Here is a 19,380-nt window from a genome sequence, read left to right on the forward strand (position 1 = left end):
CTGTTCCTTGTTCCCTCCTCCTTGTTCCCTGTTCCCTGTTATAAATAAACATATATCTAAATATTTGGAGTATTAACAATGAGTTTATTTGATGATTTAAGTCGGTTTTTAGAAAGTCGTTTAGAAGAATTCTTGCGAAATAATCCTCATTTAGAGTTAGAAGCACTATTAGAACAACTGCGGGAACAAGAAGAAGATACATTAAAATTAATTGCCGAGTTACAATTGCAAGAGAAGCGATCGCAAGATGAAATCCTCTCCACAGCCCAAGAAATTCAAAAATGGCATATCCGTATTCAAAAAGCCCAAGCCGCAGGTAGACAAGACTTAGCCACCCCAGCCCAAGAACGAGAAGCAGCGCTACTGCGGGAAGGAAATCAAATGTGGGGACAAATGCAAGGTTTGAAAGAACGCATTAACCAATCCCAAGAACTACTTCGCAAAATTCAACAACGTCGTCAAGAAGTCCAAACCAAAGCAACCGAATTACAAACAGCAAGAACCAAAGCACAAACCCAACAAAGATTAGAAACCGAAACTCATGGCTGGAATACAGCTACTAATTATAACAGTAATTTTGACGACTTAGAAGACACATTTCGCCGTTGGGAAACTGAAGACGAATTAGAAAAACTCAAACGCAACATGGGAAAATAATTATGCACAGAAAGATACCCGACTTCTTTGAGAAGTCGGGGATATGAACCTGATTAACGTTTATATTACCATCAACCCAGAGATTTTCAGGAAAAGCAATATCTATTTCTTGATTATCATTTAAAGTTAATTTAACAGATTGATTAGCAAAATTGTTAATAGCATTTTTTTCTGGACGAACTAATTTAAAACTTCCGTCCAAACGCCGTTCAAACTCTCGATATTCATCAGCAATTACAGAACCAATCGCCAGCAAAGATTTTGCCCCTACCCTGATTCTTGGGCAACCACGGGGGGTTTGCCCCTACCCTGATTCTTGGGCAACCACGGGGGGTTGGGCAACCACGGGGGGTTGGGCAACCACGGGGGGTTGGGCAACCACGGGGGGTTTGCCCCTACCCTGATTCTTGGGCAACCACGGGGGGTTGCCCCTACCCTGATTCTTGGGCAACCACGGGGGGTTTGCCCCTACCTTGATTCTTGGGCAACCACGGGGGGTTTACCCCTACCCTGATTCTTGGGCAACCACGGGGGGTTTGCCCCTACCCTGATTCTTGGGCAACCACGGGGGGTTTGCCCCTACCCTGATTCTTGGGCAACCACGGGGGGTTTGCCCCTACTTCCAAAAATCAATGATAAAAAAAGGTAGTTTTGTTCAAGACAAAACCACCTCCTCAAAAAGTAAACTCAAGTTAACGAGCTTGTCCGTGAGCAGAAGCCGCATCAATGGGCTTCATCAGATATAATTGTAATAACTGCCAACCATGGGATACATAGATTGGGAATTTTTGGAAGAATTGCAGGAATTTAGGAGTATTAGAGCTAGAAATTGCTGCCAATTTTTCGTTATTTTTGACGCAAACATCTAAACGCTGATAAAACGCTGGGTTCTCAACATCCAAAATAACTGGGAAGACTCTACCAGCAGTTTCATTAGTCTTCTTGATTACATGAATATCATAATCACGCGCATCCAAGCCCAAGGAAGCATAGAAATCTTTGCGTTGAATATCATTGAGATACATAGTTGCAAACACTGACAACAAGAAGAAGCGACTCCATAGTTTTGCTCTCCAGTCATTCAACATTTGTGGCTGCGCTCTCATAACCGCATCAAAGAAATCACCGTGACGGTTTTCATCCTGACACCAGTTCTCAAAAAAGTTGAAAATTGGATAAATTTGATCTTCAGGATGGGCTTCTAAATGACGATAAATGGTGATATAGCGCCAATAACCAATCTTTTCAGAAAGATAGGTAGCGTAGAAGATGAATTTGGGCTTAAAGAACGTATAACTACGGCTCTTAGTCAAAAATCCTAAATCTAAAGAAAGATTAAAGTCTGACATAGCTTTGTTCAAGAACCCAGCATGACGGGCTTCATCCCGTGACATCAGGTTAAAGCCTTCAGCTAAAAGAGGGCTTTTATCCTTCAAGCGACGGCCGAGTTCTTTGTATAGCAAGAAGCCGGAAAATTCTGCTGTACAAGAACGTTCGAGAAATTCAACGAACAATTTGCGAGTTTCTCCGTCAATAGAGTCCCAAGATTTTTCAAACTGAGCATCCCGAACAAAGTGATGGCGGTTGTAGTCAATGCGGAATTCTGCAATAATAGCTTCTAATTCCTCTTCATTGACGGAAAGATCCATCTGCGCCATTTCATCGAAATCGGTTGTGTAAAACCTTGGTGTTAAAAGGGTTTCTTTAGCAGGGGACTTAATTCCAGAACGGATTTCGTCAAAGCCTGGTTTTTTGAGGGAGTCTACCATGTTTTGATTTGCTCTTTTATCTTTCTGTTCTTGATTACACCAGAAAGCTGATCCTTATGCTCTCACAAGGTGCAAGGGACAACAATTATGATTTTGTATGAAATTCAGTGTAGCAATATCTAGCCCAGAAATGAGCAGATAAATGATTAAGAGTTGCAAAAATCCACAAAAAACGATTTACAGTTTATTCTGGTGGCAATAGGAATGATGGGTTTAATGTCGCCTTTGAGGACAGGAAGGTTAAATTAGCCAAAACCGAGGAAAATCATGTAAGCTGGGAAAATACAAGGCATTATTAATTGGGCTGGTAATATGGTGCTGAAAAATATCGCCAGCAGTGATGTTTTATACTATAATGTCGAACCTTCTGTGCTGGTTACTCCGGTGGGACATAATGTGTTTGTGTTGACACTCATGAAAAACCAGAACTACAGTATTTGGCTGAACAATGCAATTCTTAACTGTCCTGTAATTTCTGAATTATTGTTAGCTTAAAAGGATGTTAATCAATGCTCAACTTTTACTACAATTTCAACGCTGTCAGCGACGACCTTTTTTAGATGTTCATGGTGATTATCTTCAGCGAGAGATTCCCAATGAGTTAATGCTGAAGGTGCAGAAGGACAAAAGCCTTCATCATCAGCGGATAGTCAGAAAGTTAAGTTATTCCGAACCGGATTATGTTGCGAGTGATTGGCAAGCAGGAGCAGCATCAACTCTAGCACTGATGCAGCAAGGAGTGAGTTATATTCGTAGTGGTGTAATATTAACTACCTATTGTGAAAAATATACTTTGCTGAGTCGCCCAGATTTGCTTGTGAAACAGCCGGGGAAATCCTGTTTTGGAAATTGGAACTATGTCCCGGTTAATATTGAATTGGGTAAGCGTCCTAAGCAAGAATATCAGGTAGTTATTGCTTTTCACGCCCAAGTTTTAGCTATGGTTCAGGATGTGATTCTGAGTAAGGCTGGGCTGATATTGCGAGATAAAGATAAAACTTATGTGGTGGATTTGGACAAATGGACACCACAAATGCTGGATATTTTAGAGGAATATATTCAAGTTATTGAGTCGGTGGAAGCGCCGGAAATTTTTATTTCTCGGCAGAAATGTAATCTTTGTCCCTGGTATAATTATTGTTATGCGAAAGCGAGATGTCAAGAACATCTGTCTCTGTTGCCAGGTGTAACACCGATTCGCTACGCTCAACTGCAAAATTTGGACATCACTACTTTAGAAGCACTGGCACATACCCATCCTAGCACCTTAGAAAACTTAACAGGATTTGATAGTAATGTGGCAGCTAAATTAGTTGTCCAAGCCCAATCTGTATTCACCAAACAACCCTTGATTCTTGCTGATTCCTTTTCTTTAGAATATCTGACTTTTACAGCCCCGATTGAACTTTATTTTGATATTGAAGCCCAGCCAGATTTAAATTTAAATTATCTTTTAGGTGTTTTAGTTGTGGATAGAGTTGCTAATACTGAACAGTTTTATGCTTTTTTGGCGGAACAACCAGAACAAGAACCTCTAATTTGGCAACAATTTTTAAATTTAGTGAATCAATATCCCCAAGCACCAATTTATCATTTTTGTCCTTATGAAGTGGATACAGTCAAACGCCTGGGAAAACTGTACCGCACACCTCATGCTCAAATTCATCCTCTCCTGAATCGGTTTGTTGATATTTATGAACAATTAATTCAAAGTGTGGCTTTACCAATAGATAGTTATGCGTTAAAAACTATTGCCCGCTGGGTGGGGTTTGAATGGCGTGAACAAGAAGCCAATGGTGCTAAATGTATTTACTGGTATGATAAGTGGTTAGAAACAGGCGATCGCACTTTATTAGCACTCATTCAAGACTACAACGAAGATGACTGTCGCGCCACCCGTACTGTCAAAGATTGGCTAGTCAGTTTTTTCACAACTACATAAAACTTCTTTCTTTTTCCTTCTTACTTCTTCCTTCCCTCTTTTTCCTGACTTCTGACTCTTATTATTCTATGTTGCATCTTCCAAAATTTCGGAAACCATTCCTGATTCTCATCTTTACCATTTCCTTAATTTTTATTAGCTTTCTGTTTAATAATTTCGCTTCCGCTTCTTTAATTATCAACAGCATAGAATTTATTGGTCAAGCCACCTTACCCACAGGTTTAACTTTCCAAAAAACCGAAATTGGCGGGTTATCGGGAATAACTTACGATGCCAAAAATAACCTATATTATGCAATATCAGATGATCGTGGGCAAAAAGCACCACCTCGTTTTTATACTTTAACAATTGACCTCAGCAAAAGTAAATTAACCAATAACAATGTTATTCCCGTAAGTGTCACAAACTTATTAAATACGAATAATCAACCATTTCTCCCCAATACCACTGATACAGAAGGGATTGCCATAACTAATCAAGATACCATATTTGTTTCCTCCGAAGGTGATGTAGACAGACTCATCAATCCCTTTATTAAAGAATTTGCACTGGCTTCTGGACAAACAATGAATACCCTACCCATACCGGATAAATTTTTGCCTGATTCTCAAAAGCAAAAAGGCATTCGCAACAACTTAGCCTTTGAAAGTCTCACCATTACACCTAATCAAAAACTTCTATTTACAGCCACCGAAAACGCCTTAATTCAAGATGGTACAGCAGCCCAATCAGGTGTTGGTACATCTTGCCGCATTTTGCAATATAACCTCTTAACCAAGCAGCTAGAACAGGAATTTCTCTACCAAACAGAACCAGTGACACCGTTGTTTAATCCTATAGGTAAATTTGCTGGTGGCTTACCTGATTTAGTAGCGATAGATAATGCAGGAAACTTTCTCGGTATAGAAAGAAGTTTCACAGGTTTGGGATTTACAGTTTTTCTGTTTCAGGTTTCCCTAAATAACGCCACAGACATCCATAGCTTAGACAGCATTACCAAAATTGACCCTGATAAAATCCAGCCAGCAGAAAAAAAACTCCTCTTAGATCTACGAACTTTAGATGTATCATTAGATAATATTGAGGGATTGACTCTAGGTGAAAAACTCCCCGACGGACAACCATCACTAATTCTAATCAGCGATAATAATTTTAATGGACTACAACAAACCCAAATTTTAGCCTTTAAGCTGAAAATTGAATCTCCACTAACTAAATTATTACGCCGCCTCAGAATACCTAACTTTTAAAATTGACATACTCACCGACCTGAAGGTGCGGTGATTCTTGACACTTCACCAGAACACGCCACAAGTGGTCTTATCGTCCCTCCATGTCCGTTTAAAGTCTCCCAATGCCCTATGGCGACTATAACCAAATTTTAGCATAAAGCCGTCCTGGAAGGACGGGGCTTGTGTCCCGTCTTTTTGGTCAAATTATCTGGTCTGAGGCACCCTACAAGAAATAGATTTTGTTGGTGCGTAAGCCCTAACTTACCTTTGAAAAAAATTTTTCTCAAACTACTTGACAAAAATAAAAAGACTGGGCATAATGGTGAGAGTGCAAGTTAAGCAAAAACGCAAGGGACTGTAGTTCAATTGGTTAGAGCACCGCCCTGTCACGGCGGAAGTTGCGGGTTCGAGCCCCGTCAGTCCCGTTCTAAAATACTGAATATAAGATAAAGAGTTCATCAAAGAAACTCATAGGTTTTAATTTCAGTTATGTGTAATCATGATTTGTAAAAGAGAGAATTAACTGTGACTGTCAGAGTTCGCATAGCTCCGAGTCCTACCGGAAATCTACATATTGGTACAGCGAGAACCGCTGTATTTAACTATTTGTTTGCTCGTCACCATGATGGCAAGTTTATTTTAAGAATCGAAGATACTGATTTGGAGCGATCGCGTCCAGAATACACAGATAATATTCTGGATGGACTACGCTGGTTAGGATTGAATTGGGATGAAGGTCCATTTTTCCAATCTCAACGCCTCCATCTTTACAAAGAAGCCGTTCAAAAATTAGTAGACCAAGGATTGGCTTACCGCTGCTACACCACATCTGAAGAATTAGATGCACTGCGAGAAGGGCAAAAAGCTAGAGGGGAAGCACCTCGCTATGATAACCGTCACCGTCACCTCACCCCAGAACAAAGGGCAGAATTTGAAGCTCAAGGACGTTCTTCGGTAATTCGTTTCCAAATCGCCGATAGCCGAGAAATTGTCTGGAATGATTTAGTCCGGGGGAAAATGAGTTGGCGTGGTAGCGATTTGGGTGGTGATATGGTGATTGCTCGCGCTGCTAGTGATGGTACTGGTCAACCACTATATAATTTTGTGGTGGTTGTGGATGACATTGATATGCAAATTAGTCATGTCATTCGTGGTGAAGACCATATCGCCAATACTGCTAAACAAATCCTATTGTATGAAGCTTTCGGGGCGAAGATTCCCGAATTTGCCCATACACCTTTAATTTTGAATCAAGAAGGGCGCAAATTATCGAAACGGGATGGAGTAACTTCCATTTGCGACTTTCAGAATATGGGCTTTACGGCGGAAGGTTTAGTCAATTATATGACTTTACTGGGCTGGTCGCCGGCGGATTCTACCCAAGAAATTTTCAATTTAGAATCAGCAGCTAAGGATTTTGGCTTTGAGCGAGTGAATAAAGCTGGTGCTAAATTTGACTGGGATAAGTTGGATTGGTTAAATAGCCAATATCTCCACAGTATGCCAGTTGATAAGCTGACAGATTTACTTATCCCCTACTGGGAAAAGACTGGGTTTGCATTTACAGGAGGAAGAGAACGTCCTTGGTTAGAGCAGCTAGTGGGGTTAATTGCTGCTAGTTTGACTCGGTTGGTGGATGCGGTGGAGATGACCAAAGTATTTTTTACTGAGGGGGTAGAATTGACTGAGGAAGGCAGCCAACAATTACAGCAAGCAGGGGTGAAGACTGTACTGCAAGCAATTATCACAGCTTTAGAAAGTCAGCCGGAGTTATCAGCGGATATTGCCCAAGATATTATTAAGCAGGTTGTGAAATCAGAAAAGGTGAAAAAAGGCTTAGTCATGCGATCGCTCAGAGCAGCATTAACAGGGGATGTACATGGACCAGATTTAATTCAATCTTGGTTACTACTTAATCAGATTGGTTTAGATAAATCCCGCTTAAATCAAGCAATTAGCAATAATTAATTACCGGGTATTGGGTCAGAATTTTCTGGAATTTTAAATTCTCCCTGCGGTACTCAAGTCTTTTCTCTAAAGGAACTTGAGACCGTAAATTCATGTCTTCAAAGGTATTTAGAACTCTTTATATAATTGCAATGTCAAAAACAGCTTTTCCTACAGGAATCATAGTTGTACTCTGCGTTACAGTCGGATTTAATCCAGTGGCTCATGCTCAAACAGCCGCGCCGATTTTTGGAGATGTGACTATTCAACATCCATTTTCTCCAGATCCCTTGACAGTCAGGGGAATGAGTGGTGGTGCAATACCGGGAAGTAAAATAGCAGGAAAAGCAGAAACGCCACCAACTGGACTCTGTCAAGGATTTATGGATCAAACTCCAGACCATATTTTGAAACTGACGAGTAAGTTTGAATACCTAAAATTAGTTGTTGACAGTCCTAGTTCTAATGATACAACCATGATTATTAAAGGACCTGGTGGAACTTGGTGCAATGATGACTTTGACGGCAAAAACCCTGGTATTGTTGGGGAATGGCTACTAGGTACTTATCAAATTTGGATTGGTTCTTATAAGGACAATGAATCCCTACCTTATACCTTGAAAATCACGGAAGGTAAGTAATGCAGGAGTTCGGAGTTCGGAGTTAGAAGGGTGGTGTATGGGCTTTTGTCTCTTCATTCAAGTGCCGCTATACCAATTTTAATAATGTAAAGCTTGTACAGTAAGCCTTTAACAATCCAAAATCTTATCAGGAGCGGGTTCTGACTGTTTTTATATCAGCTTTTTACCCTGAGCTTGTGCTTGTGTGCTAAGTTTGTATTAGAATTAAGTTAAGTTTAATTAAGATTCTTGATAAAAATCGTGGATCTGCCATAGAACATCTCATTCTCAAACTGTCTGAACTGTGATTTTGATGATTTCTGTGATTTTTGTGATTAATTGATTGCTTTCGCAAATTAATTAACCATCTAAATCAAATTAATCACGCAAATCATCATCCGCTGAAACTGTAATTTTTATGATGTTTATGATTAATTGCTGTGACAAATTAATTAATCATCTAAATCAGATTAATCACGTGAATCATAGTTAGGATATCTGTTGTATAGCATATTGACATTTAGAGGCAAATTAAAGATGAAATTCTCTTGGAGAGTCGTAGCACTCTGGTCAGTGTTGGCTTTGGTAATCGGCTTTTTCTTCTGGCAAGGTGCTTTTGCAGGCGTTCCTGCGGATACAAGTAAAAACGCTGCCAACACCCGTATGACCTACGGGCGCTTTCTGGAATACTTGGATGCAGATCGTGTTACCAATGTGGATCTATACGATGGTGGTAGAACAGCAATTATTGAAGCTAATGACCAAGACATCGAAAACCGCACTCAACGCTGGCGGGTAGATTTGCCTGTGAATGCTCCTGAATTAATCCAAAAGCTGCGGGAGAAGCAAGTCAGTTTTGACGCTCATCCGATGCGAAATGATGGGGCAATCTGGGGACTTTTGGGTAATTTAGTTTTCCCTGTTTTATTGATTACTGGCTTGTTCTTTTTGTTCCGTCGTTCTAATAATCTTCCCGGTGGTCCTGGACAAGCGATGAATTTCGGCAAATCCCGCGCTCGTTTCCAAATGGAAGCAAAAACTGGGGTGAAGTTTGATGACGTAGCGGGAATTGAAGAAGCGAAGGAAGAATTACAAGAAGTTGTAACTTTCCTCAAGCAACCTGAGAAATTTACTGCTGTGGGCGCTCGCATTCCCAAGGGTGTGCTGTTGGTTGGACCTCCCGGAACTGGTAAAACTTTACTGGCAAAAGCGATCGCTGGTGAAGCTGGTGTACCTTTCTTCTCTATCTCCGGTTCGGAATTTGTGGAAATGTTTGTGGGTGTGGGTGCTTCCCGTGTCCGTGACTTGTTTAAAAAAGCCAAAGATAATGCTCCTTGTATCATCTTTATTGATGAAATTGACGCTGTTGGTCGTCAACGGGGCGCTGGTATCGGTGGTGGGAATGATGAACGGGAACAAACCCTCAACCAACTATTAACAGAAATGGATGGATTTGAAGGCAATACGGGCATTATTATTATTGCTGCTACTAACCGTCCTGATGTCCTAGATGCGGCTTTGTTGCGTCCTGGTCGTTTCGATAGACAAGTAACTGTAGATGCACCGGATATTAAAGGTCGTTTAGAAGTATTACAAGTTCATGCTAGAAATAAGAAATTAGATCCTAGCGTATCTTTGGAAGCGATCGCTCGCCGGACTCCTGGATTTACCGGTGCAGATTTAGCTAACCTGCTCAACGAAGCGGCAATTCTCACAGCGAGAAGACGGAAAGAAGGGATCACTTTACTAGAAATTGATGATGCTGTTGATCGGGTAGTTGCTGGTATGGAAGGTACTCCCTTGATAGACAGCAAGAGTAAGCGGTTGATTGCTTACCATGAAATCGGCCATGCTTTGGTCGGGACTTTACTCAAAGACCATGACCCCGTGCAAAAAGTGACTCTGATTCCCAGAGGACAAGCTCAGGGTTTAACTTGGTTTACACCTAATGAGGAACAAGGTCTAATTAGCCGTTCTCAGCTAAAAGCCAGAATTACCGGGGCTTTGGGTGGTCGGGCTGCTGAAGAAGTAGTTTTTGGATCAGCGGAAGTCACCACCGGTGCGGGTGGAGATTTGCAGCAGTTGTCAGGAATGGCACGACAAATGGTAACACGGTTTGGAATGTCTGATTTAGGTCCTTTATCTCTGGAAAGCCAACAGGGTGAAGTGTTCCTGGGTCGTGACTGGACAACCCGTTCTGAGTATTCTGAAGCGATCGCTTGTCGTATTGATGGTCAAGTCAGAATGATTGTGGAAGAATGCTATAGCAACGCTAAGAAGATCATGCGTGATCATCGTAGTCTCGCAGATCGTTTGGTTGATTTGTTGATTGAGAAAGAAACCATTAATGGTGACGAGCTTCGACAAATTGTGGCTGAGTATGCGGAAGTACCTGATAAGTCTCAGTTTGCCCCCATGCTGTAAGGGTTGATTTTGAATCAATCAGATCCCCGACTTCTTAAAGAAGTCGGGGATCTTGTCGTTTTATTATTATTGCAAGATAGTTCTTCCTTATCGCTTTTATGATAACATTTTAAAACTTGTTTGTCAATACCATAAATCTCTTTTTTTCGGTTGGCGTTTTTGCGTTTTTTAGCGAAACATCATGGGCTGATGATGTAAATCAGGAAGACAGAGAATTGATTCCCTGTCTTCTAGCTAAAGTTCGTTTTAATTGAACAAGAAATTACCACCAAAGAGGTTGATATTCGCATTGGCGCTGGTAAATCCAGGGCATCCTGCCCGTCTTTGATGATTAGCGGGCTTTTCGGACTGCACCACAAGAAATTTTTGGGTATTTTTTTAATTGGAAGTCCCTAAGATCCTATATAGAATCAATTAAGGTTTTCAGATTTTACCGGTGGGGAAGAAACCGAATAGTTTGACTACTCCACTAATTAAGGCTATAATCACTGCTACTAGAACTCCACGATTAATAAATTCTTGGTTATCTAGCCTTTTATCAATACCAATAACTTTTTCTTCTAGGGTCTTAATTTCCCCTGATAGTTTTTCATCTAGGCTTTTAATTTCCCCAGATAGTTTTTTATCTAAAATTTTAATTTCCCCAGATAGTTCTACCTGACCAATTTCCAGTTTATTTAGTCTACTATCAATAGTTTCTAGTTTTTGATTGACCTCAACAAATTGCTTCTCCATTTTTTGATTGACTTCAGCAAATTGCCGATCCATTTTTTGGTTGACTTCGGTAAATTGCTTCTCTATCTTTTGATCTAAACGAGATAATATTTCTTCCAGGGTATAAGTGAGAGTTGGTGGGTTAGTTGTCATATATTTTCGTGATAGTTGTTTTATGAACAATAACAGCAGCACCTGTCATTTTACCCCACTCTCACTGTGAAGGAGAAGGGACTTGTTTACAAAAAAAGGGAATAGGGAACAGGGAACAGATAAGAAACAAAAGTTACTGAGTTTAAAGTTCAGTCAAGAAAAAGATGTTTTGGTTCTTCGGTACTTGTTATGCTAAACCGAGAAGTTAAGAGATCTCTGCCTTCACAGACAACTTATTCACCAAACCCTATTTATTTAAGAGACTTCCCATTAAAAAAATACCCAAAAATTTCTTGTGGTGCGGGCATCTTGCCTGCTAATCATCAAGGACGGGCAGGATGCCCATCCCACAAGATTGGATAATTTATTTTTTGTTGTTCCCTAAGAGACTTCCCATTAAAAAAATACCCAAAAATTTCTTGTGGTGCGGGCATCTTGCCTGCTAATCATCAAGGACGGGCAGGATGCCCATCCCACAAGATTGGCAAGCAGTTCATCTTTTTTGTGGAGTTATCTAACTCAAATCAGATGAACTAACAAGCATCTTAATCTATATAAATGGTGTTAAATCTAAATGTTCTTCAATTTGAGTAGCTAAAGAATCTAACATTTGCTCTCGCTGTTCTTTGTAGTTAGCTACACCTGTGGGTAAAGATTTCAAACCCCGTTGTTGCCGGAGACGATTTACCCAAGCCCGTCGCCAAGGTCCATTATCAAAAATTCCATGTAGATAAGTTCCCCAAACTGATTGACAACTATCTACTAACCCTAAATTAGCATCATCAAATAGAGGCTGACAGGATTTTTGATCTGCTGGGTTTTCTATCCTGGATCTTCCTTGGTGAATTTCAAACCCAGTCACAGGTAAACCCGCTTGGGGATAATTGGAGGTAACTTGACGCTGACGGGCAGTTTTTTGACCAGTAATTACTGTTTTAATGGGTAATAAACTTAACCCTGGATATTTACCAACTTGTCCTTCCATGCCTTCTGGATCAGCTATAGATTGTCCCAACATTTGAAACCCGCCACAAATGCCTAAAACCGTGCCACCAGAAGCCGCATAGTTTTGAATTGCTTCCGCCATACCGCTTTTTTGCAAGGTAATTAAATCGGCAATGGTGGTTTTTGTTCCTGGGATAATTACTGCATCTGGATGTCCTAAACTTTGCTTAGGATGTAAATATTTTACTGTGACTGATGGTTCTGATTCCAAGGGGTCAAAATCTGTGAAATTGGCAATTCTGGGTAAACGAATCACAGCAATATTTAGTTCAGAGTTAGCTTTTGTGGGTTTGCGTTCTAGTAAATCTAGGGAGTCTTCCGCTGGGAAAACTTGTTCTAAATAGGGAATCACGCCGACAACTGGTATCCCTGTGCGTTCTTCTAACCATTTAATTCCGGGTTCGAGAATTGAGCGCTGTCCTCGAAATTTGTTAATGACGACTCCTTTAATTAGGGCGCGTTCCTCTGGATCTAATAGTTCTAATGTGCCAATAACATGAGCAAATGCTCCACCTCTATCAATATCAACTACTAAAAGTGTGGTTGCATTTAAGTGTTTTGCCACCCGCATATTCGTTAGGTCTTTGTGTTTGAGATTAATTTCGGCGGGACTACCAGCACCTTCACAAACGAGGGCATCAAACTCTGTAGATAGGTATTGTAGACATTCTTTGATGGTCTGCCAACCAATCTCAAAATATTGTTCGTAATAATCTGTGGCGCTGACTTTACCTATGGCTTTACCTTTGAGGATAATTTGCGATGTCATATCCCCTTGAGGTTTCAGTAAAATTGGGTTCATTTCTACCAGGGGGGCTATTCCCGCCGCCCAAGCTTGCACTGCTTGAGCATAGCCTATTTCACCACCACTGGCGGTAACATAGGCGTTTAAAGCCATATTTTGACCTTTAAAGGGAGATACTCGCCAGCCACGTCGGGAAAGAATCCGACAAATAGCTGTGGTTATCAGTGATTTCCCAGCGTGGGATGTTGTTCCCACTACCATGATTGATTTCATTTTTAACTATAATTTAGTATGTTGAGATTCAGTAGTGCATCGGTGAATAAATTGTTATACTGCAAACGGTTCATAGTTTAAAGAAAGATGGAACCCCTCTGGTAAACCTCTCCTTTGCACCTCTCCCTAACCCTCTCCTCTTAGGAGAGGGAAAAGGAATAACATTTAATACTGGAGAGGCTTTGAACTTGTTCTTTGTGTTATGAGAAAGTCCAAGTTTTAACCGTTTTGAGTATATTCTTTTAAACTTGCATAAGTACGGCGGGCAAGATGCCCACCCCACCAAAGTTTTCAGCGCAATTAATGTCGGTTAAAAGGGTAAACGTAACCAACGAGTTATAAAATCATTGTAGCGATCGCTCAGGGAAGGATTACGCAATTCCTGATCTTTTAACTTGACAATTAATTGATGACCCAAGGGAGTTAGGCGAAAACTGTCTGTAATGCCTTGTCCATCAACTTCTCGCCGCAATACTCCCACATCAATCAACCAGGCTAAAGCGTTTTCACAGGTCAATTCTGATAACGGTTGCTTGGTGTAATTTTGCTGAGTTCCTTTCTCCATTGCTATAGCACCTAGTTGGATACTTTGGCTAGTCATGGCTATAAACAAATTCAGGTTAAAGGGTGAACAGGTTAGCGATCGCTCGGCTCTTTCTAGGGCTTTGCTAGTATAAACTAAGGGTTTAAGGTTGGAGGAATCCACTGTAGGCATTTTTCTTACTCTAAGTTAGGCTTTTTGTCAATGCTTGGAAAATAAATACCTCTTTGGCAGAATATTCGGTAAGCAAGTTATAAGGGAAATGCCGAAAACCCTTGAAGATGTAGCTTCCTAAGTCAGCTACATCTGTGCTTTAGACAAGGGATGAAGGCTAGAGGCAGGATTTATCCTGCATTGATTTTAATCCATATTCGTGATACAACTATATTGTCACTAAAGACGTAAAAAGCTACCGAGGGACTCTCGGAAAGTTACGCTTGTCAGATATGATTTCGCCCGCCAGGTCCAAGGAAATCAGGGCAAGAACCCAAATATTTAAGGCAGTGCCTGAAACTGGGATAACTGAGGGATATAGACTGAAACTCTCTATAGAATCTCCGCGTCTTTAGACCGGAGAGTGTCAATGTAAAATCTTGATTGCATGAATATTTTCTAAACAGGATAAGGTGAATTATGCCTCTAACAGTTGGTACAGACGCACCTGCATTTACCACTACAGATACTAACGGTAATACAGTTTCATTGTCTGATTTTAAAGGTAAAACCGTAGTTCTCTACTTTTATCCCAAAGATGACACACCTGGCTGCACTAAACAAGCTTGCAGTTTCCGCGATGCTCAGTCAGAATATACAAGTAAAGGTATTGTTGTGTTAGGTGTGAGTGCTGATGGTGAGGCAGATCACCAAGCATTTACCCAGAAGTATAATCTGAATTTCCCTTTACTAGCTGATACCAACAAAAGTATCATCGCTGCTTATGATGTTGATGGTGGTGGTTATGCCAAGCGTGTTACCTACATAATTGATGGTGATGGCAAAATCATTGATGTTGATGCTTCTGTTAACACTAGTACCCAAGCCAGTGATGTTTTGGCAAAACTGGGACTTTAATCATCAAGTAACTTCTTGAGGGCGCAGACTTTGCGCCCATTATTTCCCATTTACAGCAATTTCCAATCATATTAAGGTACATCCTAGCCCCCTCCCCGCAAGCGATGAGGGGGTTGGGGGTGGGGTTCTTGTTCCAGGTTTGATGACAATTTGCTGTAAGTGTTATTTACCTGATGATGGTGAAATCTGTAAAGGAAAGAGATTTTGTCCAGGGATAATGACAGAGGTGCCTGGATTTTGTTGTAGTTGAGGTTGAAGTAGTTTCTGTTGTTCTGCCTTAAATGCGGCTATGGCTGGATCTAACTGTTGATTTTGTTGTTCCGCATTCCATTGGGTCTTGCTCATTTGCAATGTGTGCATGAGACTGAGGGGGTTGAAATCTGAGCCATTACCAGATAAGGTATTGCTATTGCGATCGCTTTCCAAAGTCCCAAAAGGTTGATTAGGATCAGCTAAGGTGGGCGATACTCCTAATAGAGAAGCGAAACTCATGCCGGCGATAGTGGCAACAATAATTTTGCGAACTGGTAAAAATGGACTTTTCATGAAATTGCCCCTTATATATTTTTAAGCAAGACTGCGGCGTAGTTGAGGTTGAATACTCAATAAAGCCACTATTGCAAAACCGAGTAATACTAACAACGCTACCCCAAAGGTAACATCACCCCAAAAGGCGTGCATAACGATATCATTTAATCCCCAACTGCTGTGTAAATACAAATAGCGAATGGGTTCAATTGCATAGCTGAGAGGGTTGAGGGTGGCGATAACCTGCAACCAACCGGGCATGAAAGATAAAGGTGCTAAGGCTGTGCTGGCGAATAATAGCGGGAGGTTAGTGACAAAAATCACGGCGATAAGTTCAATGTGTCCGGGTAATGCAAAGGCTAAACCTAAAGAAATAGCGGTGACACCTAAAGCTAGGAGAAAGACAATGAGAGCGATCGCACATAATCCTGTAATATCAGGTAAACCAGCCCCTAAAAATGCCGCTGCTGCCACAATTACCGCTGCTTGGAGTAAACTTTGGCTAATAATAAAAATAGCAGAAGCAAAAACAATTGAAAAGCGCGAAGCTAGAGGTGCAACCAGCAAGCGGTTTAAAAAGCCAAATTCTCTATCAAACATCACAGGTAAGCCAGCATTTAACGCCCCCGCAAAAGCAGTAAATACTATCACACCTGCTGCTAAAAATTGTCCGTAATTTGTCGTACTACCAAATAAGCCTGTAGGCGCATTTTGGAATAAAGCCCCAAACAAAACCAACCACATAACAGGCTGAATAATCCCGGCTATCAGGCTAGAGGGACGACGTTGGAGTTGAATAAATAGACGACGGGTTAAAGCAAAAGTTTCTTGAACAATTTCTGCCAAGAAATTTGAGTTTGTATTCACAACTACATTAGATGAGGTGAGTTCTTGCCAATTCATCACTGCTTTATCATTATTCATAGGGAATGCTAAAAGTAAGGAGTCAGGAGTCAGGAGTCAGGAGAAATATTTTTCTCTTGTGTTTTTTGTTGAGGCAACCATTCTGAATTGTGACAAATGTATCAATTATAAACATCTCTGTAGTTTTTAATTAGCAAAGAATATTTATAATTCTTAATACTATATTATAACCAATATCCAATAATATCAAAGTAGAGCGATCGCAAAGCGCTCCGCAGGAATCGCCATTTTGATAAAGTTACTATCCATTTCCATCTAAAATGCTAATTTGGATTTGGTGAAGACGGGGACCAATCACAGAGATAACCGTAAATTCAAGATTGTCATAATGAAAAATTTCGCCTTTGTGCGGGATTTTTTGGCATTGATAAAGCAAAAATCCGCCCAAAGTTTGGTATTCTCTAATTAAAGGTAAATTAAGATGTAAGATTTGATTAACTTCTTCCAAATTAATTTGCGCTTGCACCAAAAATGTCTGTTTGTCTACCATTTGAATCAGTAAATCATTGGTGCTGTCAAGTTCACCAGCATGACCAATAATTTCCGCAATAATATCTTGAATAGTTACCAGTCCCACAGTTCCCCCAAATTCATTCACTACCATCACCATAGCGGGCTTCTCTTGCTGCATCATTGGCAAAAGTTCACTTAAAAGAGTTTGTTCTGGTACAAATCTAGGTGGGCGCATCCAAGGCTGGATTTGTGTTTCTGGTGTGATTTTCCCTAACGCCAAAGGTTGTGCTAAATCTTGAAAGTAAACTACACCGCGAATATCGTCCAAAGATTCGCCAATAATAGGATAGCGAGAGTGTCCAGTGGCGGCTATTTCCTCAAGTAAGGTTTGAAAACTGGCAGTTATGGGGATACCAATAATGCTAGTGCGAGGAATCATGATGTCTTCAGCGGTAATATCCCCAAATTCAAAGACGTTATTTAAAAGTTCTCGTTCAGCATTCTCTAAACCTGTAGATTCTCGTTCTGTAGAGATAATTAATTGTAACTCTTCCGGTGTCACAGGCGGTCGCCAACTTTGACCCGTGTATTCAATCCCAAATAATCGTAATAGCCAATGAGTTGATTGATTAAGAACCCAAATAAAGGGACTGAAAAACCGGACTATAGATTTAACTGATGGTCCCAAAAATCTAGCTAGTTGCTCTGAGTATAACATAGCTACTGATTTTGGACACAATTCTCCTAAAACAATTTGCAAGTAAGCAATAGCAAAAAAGGCAATGGGGACTGATAAAGAATGAGCGAGTAAGTAATTAATTCTCACACTTAACGGCCAAGAATCGAGCCATTTTTCTACCAATACAGCAATTGTACTTTCGCCAATCCAACCCAGCGCCAAACTAGAAAGGGTAATACCTAATTGGGCTGTAGATAGTAGTCTATCAATACTACGTTGTAATGTTTCCACTGCGATCGCTCGAATATCACCAGCTTGTACCAACTGTTGAATCCGAGTTCGTCGCACCGTCACCATTGAAAACTCCGCCGTCACAAAAAAAGCATTGATAGCAATTAGCACTAGCACGCTACACAATCGCAGTCCTGTATCTGTCCAACTTAAGGTAGAAAAAGCACTCACTGTCTAAGATAGTGTAGAATTTGACAACTGGAGCAAAAAAATCCCAAATCACCTGAGTTAGGAGTTCGGAGACGCTACGCGAACGGAATTATAATTTTTTCAACGAGATCATAAGGGTTTGAGACTCCTCGTTGGGGCAGTTTTCCACAAATTATCTTATGTCGAACTCAGGTTAAATCGAATCTTAAATTAGGGCGAGGAGTCAGGAGTCAGGAGTCAGGAGGAAAAATGAGAGAAAGACAAGAATAATATTAAATCTGGAAAAGTAACCAGTAAATGAACGGTTTCAACGCTTATTCATTCCTTGCACCTAATTCACCTTTTTAACCCTAAAACTCTTGATTTATTAAGTTTTTGGCTTATATGTCTATATCTTGCGTAACAACGCAGGAATCATACGCCACGCTCTCAGCAAACCCTAATTATCTTTCTCTACAGGAATATCAGACAATTGTAACTTGAGTTTTTGAGCCGGATAATCAGTTAAAGATAAAGATATCTGCTTGACATCATCAAGTAAAGCAGTGGGAATGCTGATTGTACCTTTAAATTCTGCACCTTTGGCGGGCAGTTCTGCGGGTAAACCTTCAGTAATTGCACTCAAAGTTCTGCCTTTATCATCAGTAATATCTAAAAAGCTATAGAGAAACCGCACAGACTCGCCACCTTTATTCCGCATATTCACTTTTAGTAGTAAATCACCACCGGAATAGCGAATAGATTTTACAGACATGGTAACACCTTCACTTTCAGCCGTTACAGGAAATCCTGGTTGAGGAGTCTCTTCAACGACAGGTGTTTCCTTTGGTTGCGGCTTGGTAACTTTAATCTCTTCTTCTTCTTCGGATTTGTCTGGTTTATTACCCTTTTTTTTGTCGTTAATTCGTGATTTTACGGTTTTGAGAATATCTTCTTCTTTTAAAAAAGCTACACTTTCCTCCTGGGGATTATTAGCCTTGTTGATGTTAAGTTTAGTTACAGGACGACCATCTGGCGTAGTCACACCTTTAAGTGCCATACTCCCCAAGGTAAAGCCCAAAAAACCACTCGCAGAACCGGCACCCAACATCAGAGTTAACAAAATTAAGGTTAGTAGTACAGTAGTATTTATTTTCATTAGGAAATAGAAATTTAGATTTAGTTACTATATATGCTAATGGGGATTTTTGAATTTGGCATTCTTGATCTTAGCAAAATTCACCACCCTACAGTCCTGAGAGGGAGAAAAATCAGGAATTGTT

General features: G+C 40.5%; 16 protein-coding genes and 1 tRNA gene. 8 read left to right on the plus strand and 9 right to left on the minus strand.

Annotated features, from left to right (window positions below):
* Positions 1-78: 78 nt before the first annotated feature.
* Positions 79-657 (plus strand): TIGR04376 family protein, encoded by a 579-nt coding sequence (locus CA730_RS22180; protein ID WP_096670610.1) that lies wholly within the window; start codon positions 79-81, stop codon positions 655-657.
* Here the strand turns inward: CA730_RS22180 and CA730_RS22185 are convergent.
* Both CA730_RS22185 and acsF read right to left on the minus strand, forming a co-directional pair.
* Complete coding sequence (locus CA730_RS22185) at positions 635-913, minus strand: hypothetical protein (protein WP_096670612.1); 279 nt, start codon at positions 911-913, stop codon at positions 635-637. The two genes, CA730_RS22180 and CA730_RS22185, sit on opposite strands and share 23 nt — an antisense overlap.
* Positions 914-1,349: 436 nt before the next feature.
* Positions 1,350-2,426: a magnesium-protoporphyrin IX monomethyl ester (oxidative) cyclase gene (acsF, locus tag CA730_RS22195; RefSeq protein ID WP_096670616.1), complete on the minus strand. Its 1,077-nt coding sequence runs from the start codon at positions 2,424-2,426 to the stop codon at positions 1,350-1,352.
* Between the two features lie 499 nt (positions 2,427-2,925).
* Here acsF and CA730_RS22205 point away from each other — a divergent pair, with 499 nt between their 5' ends.
* The 6 genes from CA730_RS22205 (at position 2,926) to ftsH2 (ending at position 10,591) form a co-directional block, all read left to right on the plus strand.
* On the plus strand, positions 2,926-4,368 hold the full coding sequence (locus CA730_RS22205; protein ID WP_096670618.1) for a TM0106 family RecB-like putative nuclease: 1,443 nt from the start codon (positions 2,926-2,928) through the stop codon (positions 4,366-4,368).
* 68 nt (positions 4,369-4,436) lie between these two features.
* Positions 4,437-5,618 carry an esterase-like activity of phytase family protein gene (locus CA730_RS22210; protein WP_096670620.1) on the plus strand — a complete coding sequence of 394 codons (1,182 nt, stop codon included), beginning with the start codon at positions 4,437-4,439 and terminating at the stop codon, positions 5,616-5,618.
* A gap of 333 nt (positions 5,619-5,951) precedes the next feature.
* Positions 5,952-6,025, plus strand: a tRNA-Asp gene (locus CA730_RS22215).
* Between the two features lie 100 nt (positions 6,026-6,125).
* A complete protein-coding gene (gltX, locus tag CA730_RS22220; RefSeq protein ID WP_096670622.1) occupies positions 6,126-7,568 on the plus strand; it encodes a glutamate--tRNA ligase in 1,443 nt (480 codons plus the stop codon).
* 131 nt (positions 7,569-7,699) lie between these two features.
* The gene (locus CA730_RS22225; protein WP_172891229.1) at positions 7,700-8,188 is read left to right on the plus strand and encodes a hypothetical protein; all 489 of its coding nucleotides are present in this window, start codon (positions 7,700-7,702) and stop codon (positions 8,186-8,188) included.
* Between the two features lie 516 nt (positions 8,189-8,704).
* The gene (gene ftsH2 / locus CA730_RS22230) at positions 8,705-10,591 is read left to right on the plus strand and encodes an ATP-dependent zinc metalloprotease FtsH2 (protein WP_096670624.1); all 1,887 of its coding nucleotides are present in this window, start codon (positions 8,705-8,707) and stop codon (positions 10,589-10,591) included.
* A gap of 423 nt (positions 10,592-11,014) precedes the next feature.
* Here the strand turns inward: ftsH2 and CA730_RS22235 are convergent, their stop codons facing one another.
* The 3 genes from CA730_RS22235 to CA730_RS22245 all read right to left on the minus strand — a co-directional run bounded on the left by CA730_RS22235 (position 11,015) and on the right by CA730_RS22245 (position 14,196).
* Complete coding sequence (locus CA730_RS22235; RefSeq protein ID WP_096670626.1) at positions 11,015-11,458, minus strand: DUF4164 domain-containing protein; 444 nt, start codon at positions 11,456-11,458, stop codon at positions 11,015-11,017.
* 550 nt (positions 11,459-12,008) lie between these two features.
* A complete protein-coding gene (gene cobQ, locus CA730_RS22240; protein ID WP_096670628.1) occupies positions 12,009-13,481 on the minus strand; it encodes a cobyric acid synthase CobQ in 1,473 nt (490 codons plus the stop codon).
* A gap of 310 nt (positions 13,482-13,791) precedes the next feature.
* Positions 13,792-14,196 carry an Npun_F0494 family protein gene (locus tag CA730_RS22245; RefSeq protein WP_096670630.1) on the minus strand — a complete coding sequence of 135 codons (405 nt, stop codon included), beginning with the start codon at positions 14,194-14,196 and terminating at the stop codon, positions 13,792-13,794.
* A gap of 459 nt (positions 14,197-14,655) precedes the next feature.
* Between CA730_RS22245 and CA730_RS22250 the strand changes: the two genes are divergently transcribed.
* The gene (locus CA730_RS22250) at positions 14,656-15,093 is read left to right on the plus strand and encodes a peroxiredoxin (RefSeq protein ID WP_096670632.1); all 438 of its coding nucleotides are present in this window, start codon (positions 14,656-14,658) and stop codon (positions 15,091-15,093) included.
* Between the two features lie 162 nt (positions 15,094-15,255).
* Here the strand turns inward: CA730_RS22250 and CA730_RS22255 are convergent, their stop codons facing one another.
* The 4 genes from CA730_RS22255 to CA730_RS22270 form a co-directional block, all read right to left on the minus strand.
* The gene (locus CA730_RS22255; protein ID WP_096670634.1) at positions 15,256-15,639 is read right to left on the minus strand and encodes a hypothetical protein; all 384 of its coding nucleotides are present in this window, start codon (positions 15,637-15,639) and stop codon (positions 15,256-15,258) included.
* Between the two features lie 21 nt (positions 15,640-15,660).
* Positions 15,661-16,545 (minus strand): ABC transporter permease, encoded by an 885-nt coding sequence (locus CA730_RS22260; protein WP_096670636.1) that lies wholly within the window; start codon positions 16,543-16,545, stop codon positions 15,661-15,663.
* 241 nt (positions 16,546-16,786) lie between these two features.
* On the minus strand, positions 16,787-18,139 hold the full coding sequence (locus CA730_RS22265; protein ID WP_096670638.1) for a hemolysin family protein: 1,353 nt from the start codon (positions 18,137-18,139) through the stop codon (positions 16,787-16,789).
* Positions 18,140-18,557: 418 nt separating this feature from the next.
* A complete protein-coding gene (locus CA730_RS22270) occupies positions 18,558-19,256 on the minus strand; it encodes a hypothetical protein (RefSeq protein ID WP_096670640.1) in 699 nt (232 codons plus the stop codon).
* Positions 19,257-19,380: the final 124 nt, after the last annotated feature.

Source organism: Dolichospermum compactum NIES-806, assembly GCF_002368115.1.
Lineage (GTDB): Bacteria > Cyanobacteriota > Cyanobacteriia > Cyanobacteriales > Nostocaceae > Dolichospermum > Dolichospermum compactum.

Coding starts and splice junctions, on each gene's coding strand:
- CA730_RS22180 (WP_096670610.1), top strand. CDS start 79: ATGAGTTTATTTGATGATTTAAGTCGGTTTTTAGAAAGTCGTTTAGAA.
- acsF (WP_096670616.1), bottom strand. CDS start 2,426: ATGGTAGACTCCCTCAAAAAACCAGGCTTTGACGAAATCCGTTCTGGA.
- CA730_RS22205 (WP_096670618.1), top strand. CDS start 2,926: ATGTTAATCAATGCTCAACTTTTACTACAATTTCAACGCTGTCAGCGA.
- CA730_RS22210 (WP_096670620.1), top strand. CDS start 4,437: ATGTTGCATCTTCCAAAATTTCGGAAACCATTCCTGATTCTCATCTTT.
- CA730_RS22225 (WP_172891229.1), top strand. CDS start 7,700: ATGTCAAAAACAGCTTTTCCTACAGGAATCATAGTTGTACTCTGCGTT.
- ftsH2 (WP_096670624.1), top strand. CDS start 8,705: ATGAAATTCTCTTGGAGAGTCGTAGCACTCTGGTCAGTGTTGGCTTTG.
- CA730_RS22235 (WP_096670626.1), bottom strand. CDS start 11,458: ATGACAACTAACCCACCAACTCTCACTTATACCCTGGAAGAAATATTA.
- cobQ (WP_096670628.1), bottom strand. CDS start 13,481: ATGAAATCAATCATGGTAGTGGGAACAACATCCCACGCTGGGAAATCA.
- CA730_RS22245 (WP_096670630.1), bottom strand. CDS start 14,196: ATGCCTACAGTGGATTCCTCCAACCTTAAACCCTTAGTTTATACTAGC.
- CA730_RS22250 (WP_096670632.1), top strand. CDS start 14,656: ATGCCTCTAACAGTTGGTACAGACGCACCTGCATTTACCACTACAGAT.
- CA730_RS22255 (WP_096670634.1), bottom strand. CDS start 15,639: ATGAAAAGTCCATTTTTACCAGTTCGCAAAATTATTGTTGCCACTATC.
- CA730_RS22260 (WP_096670636.1), bottom strand. CDS start 16,545: ATGAATAATGATAAAGCAGTGATGAATTGGCAAGAACTCACCTCATCT.
- CA730_RS22270 (WP_096670640.1), bottom strand. CDS start 19,256: ATGAAAATAAATACTACTGTACTACTAACCTTAATTTTGTTAACTCTG.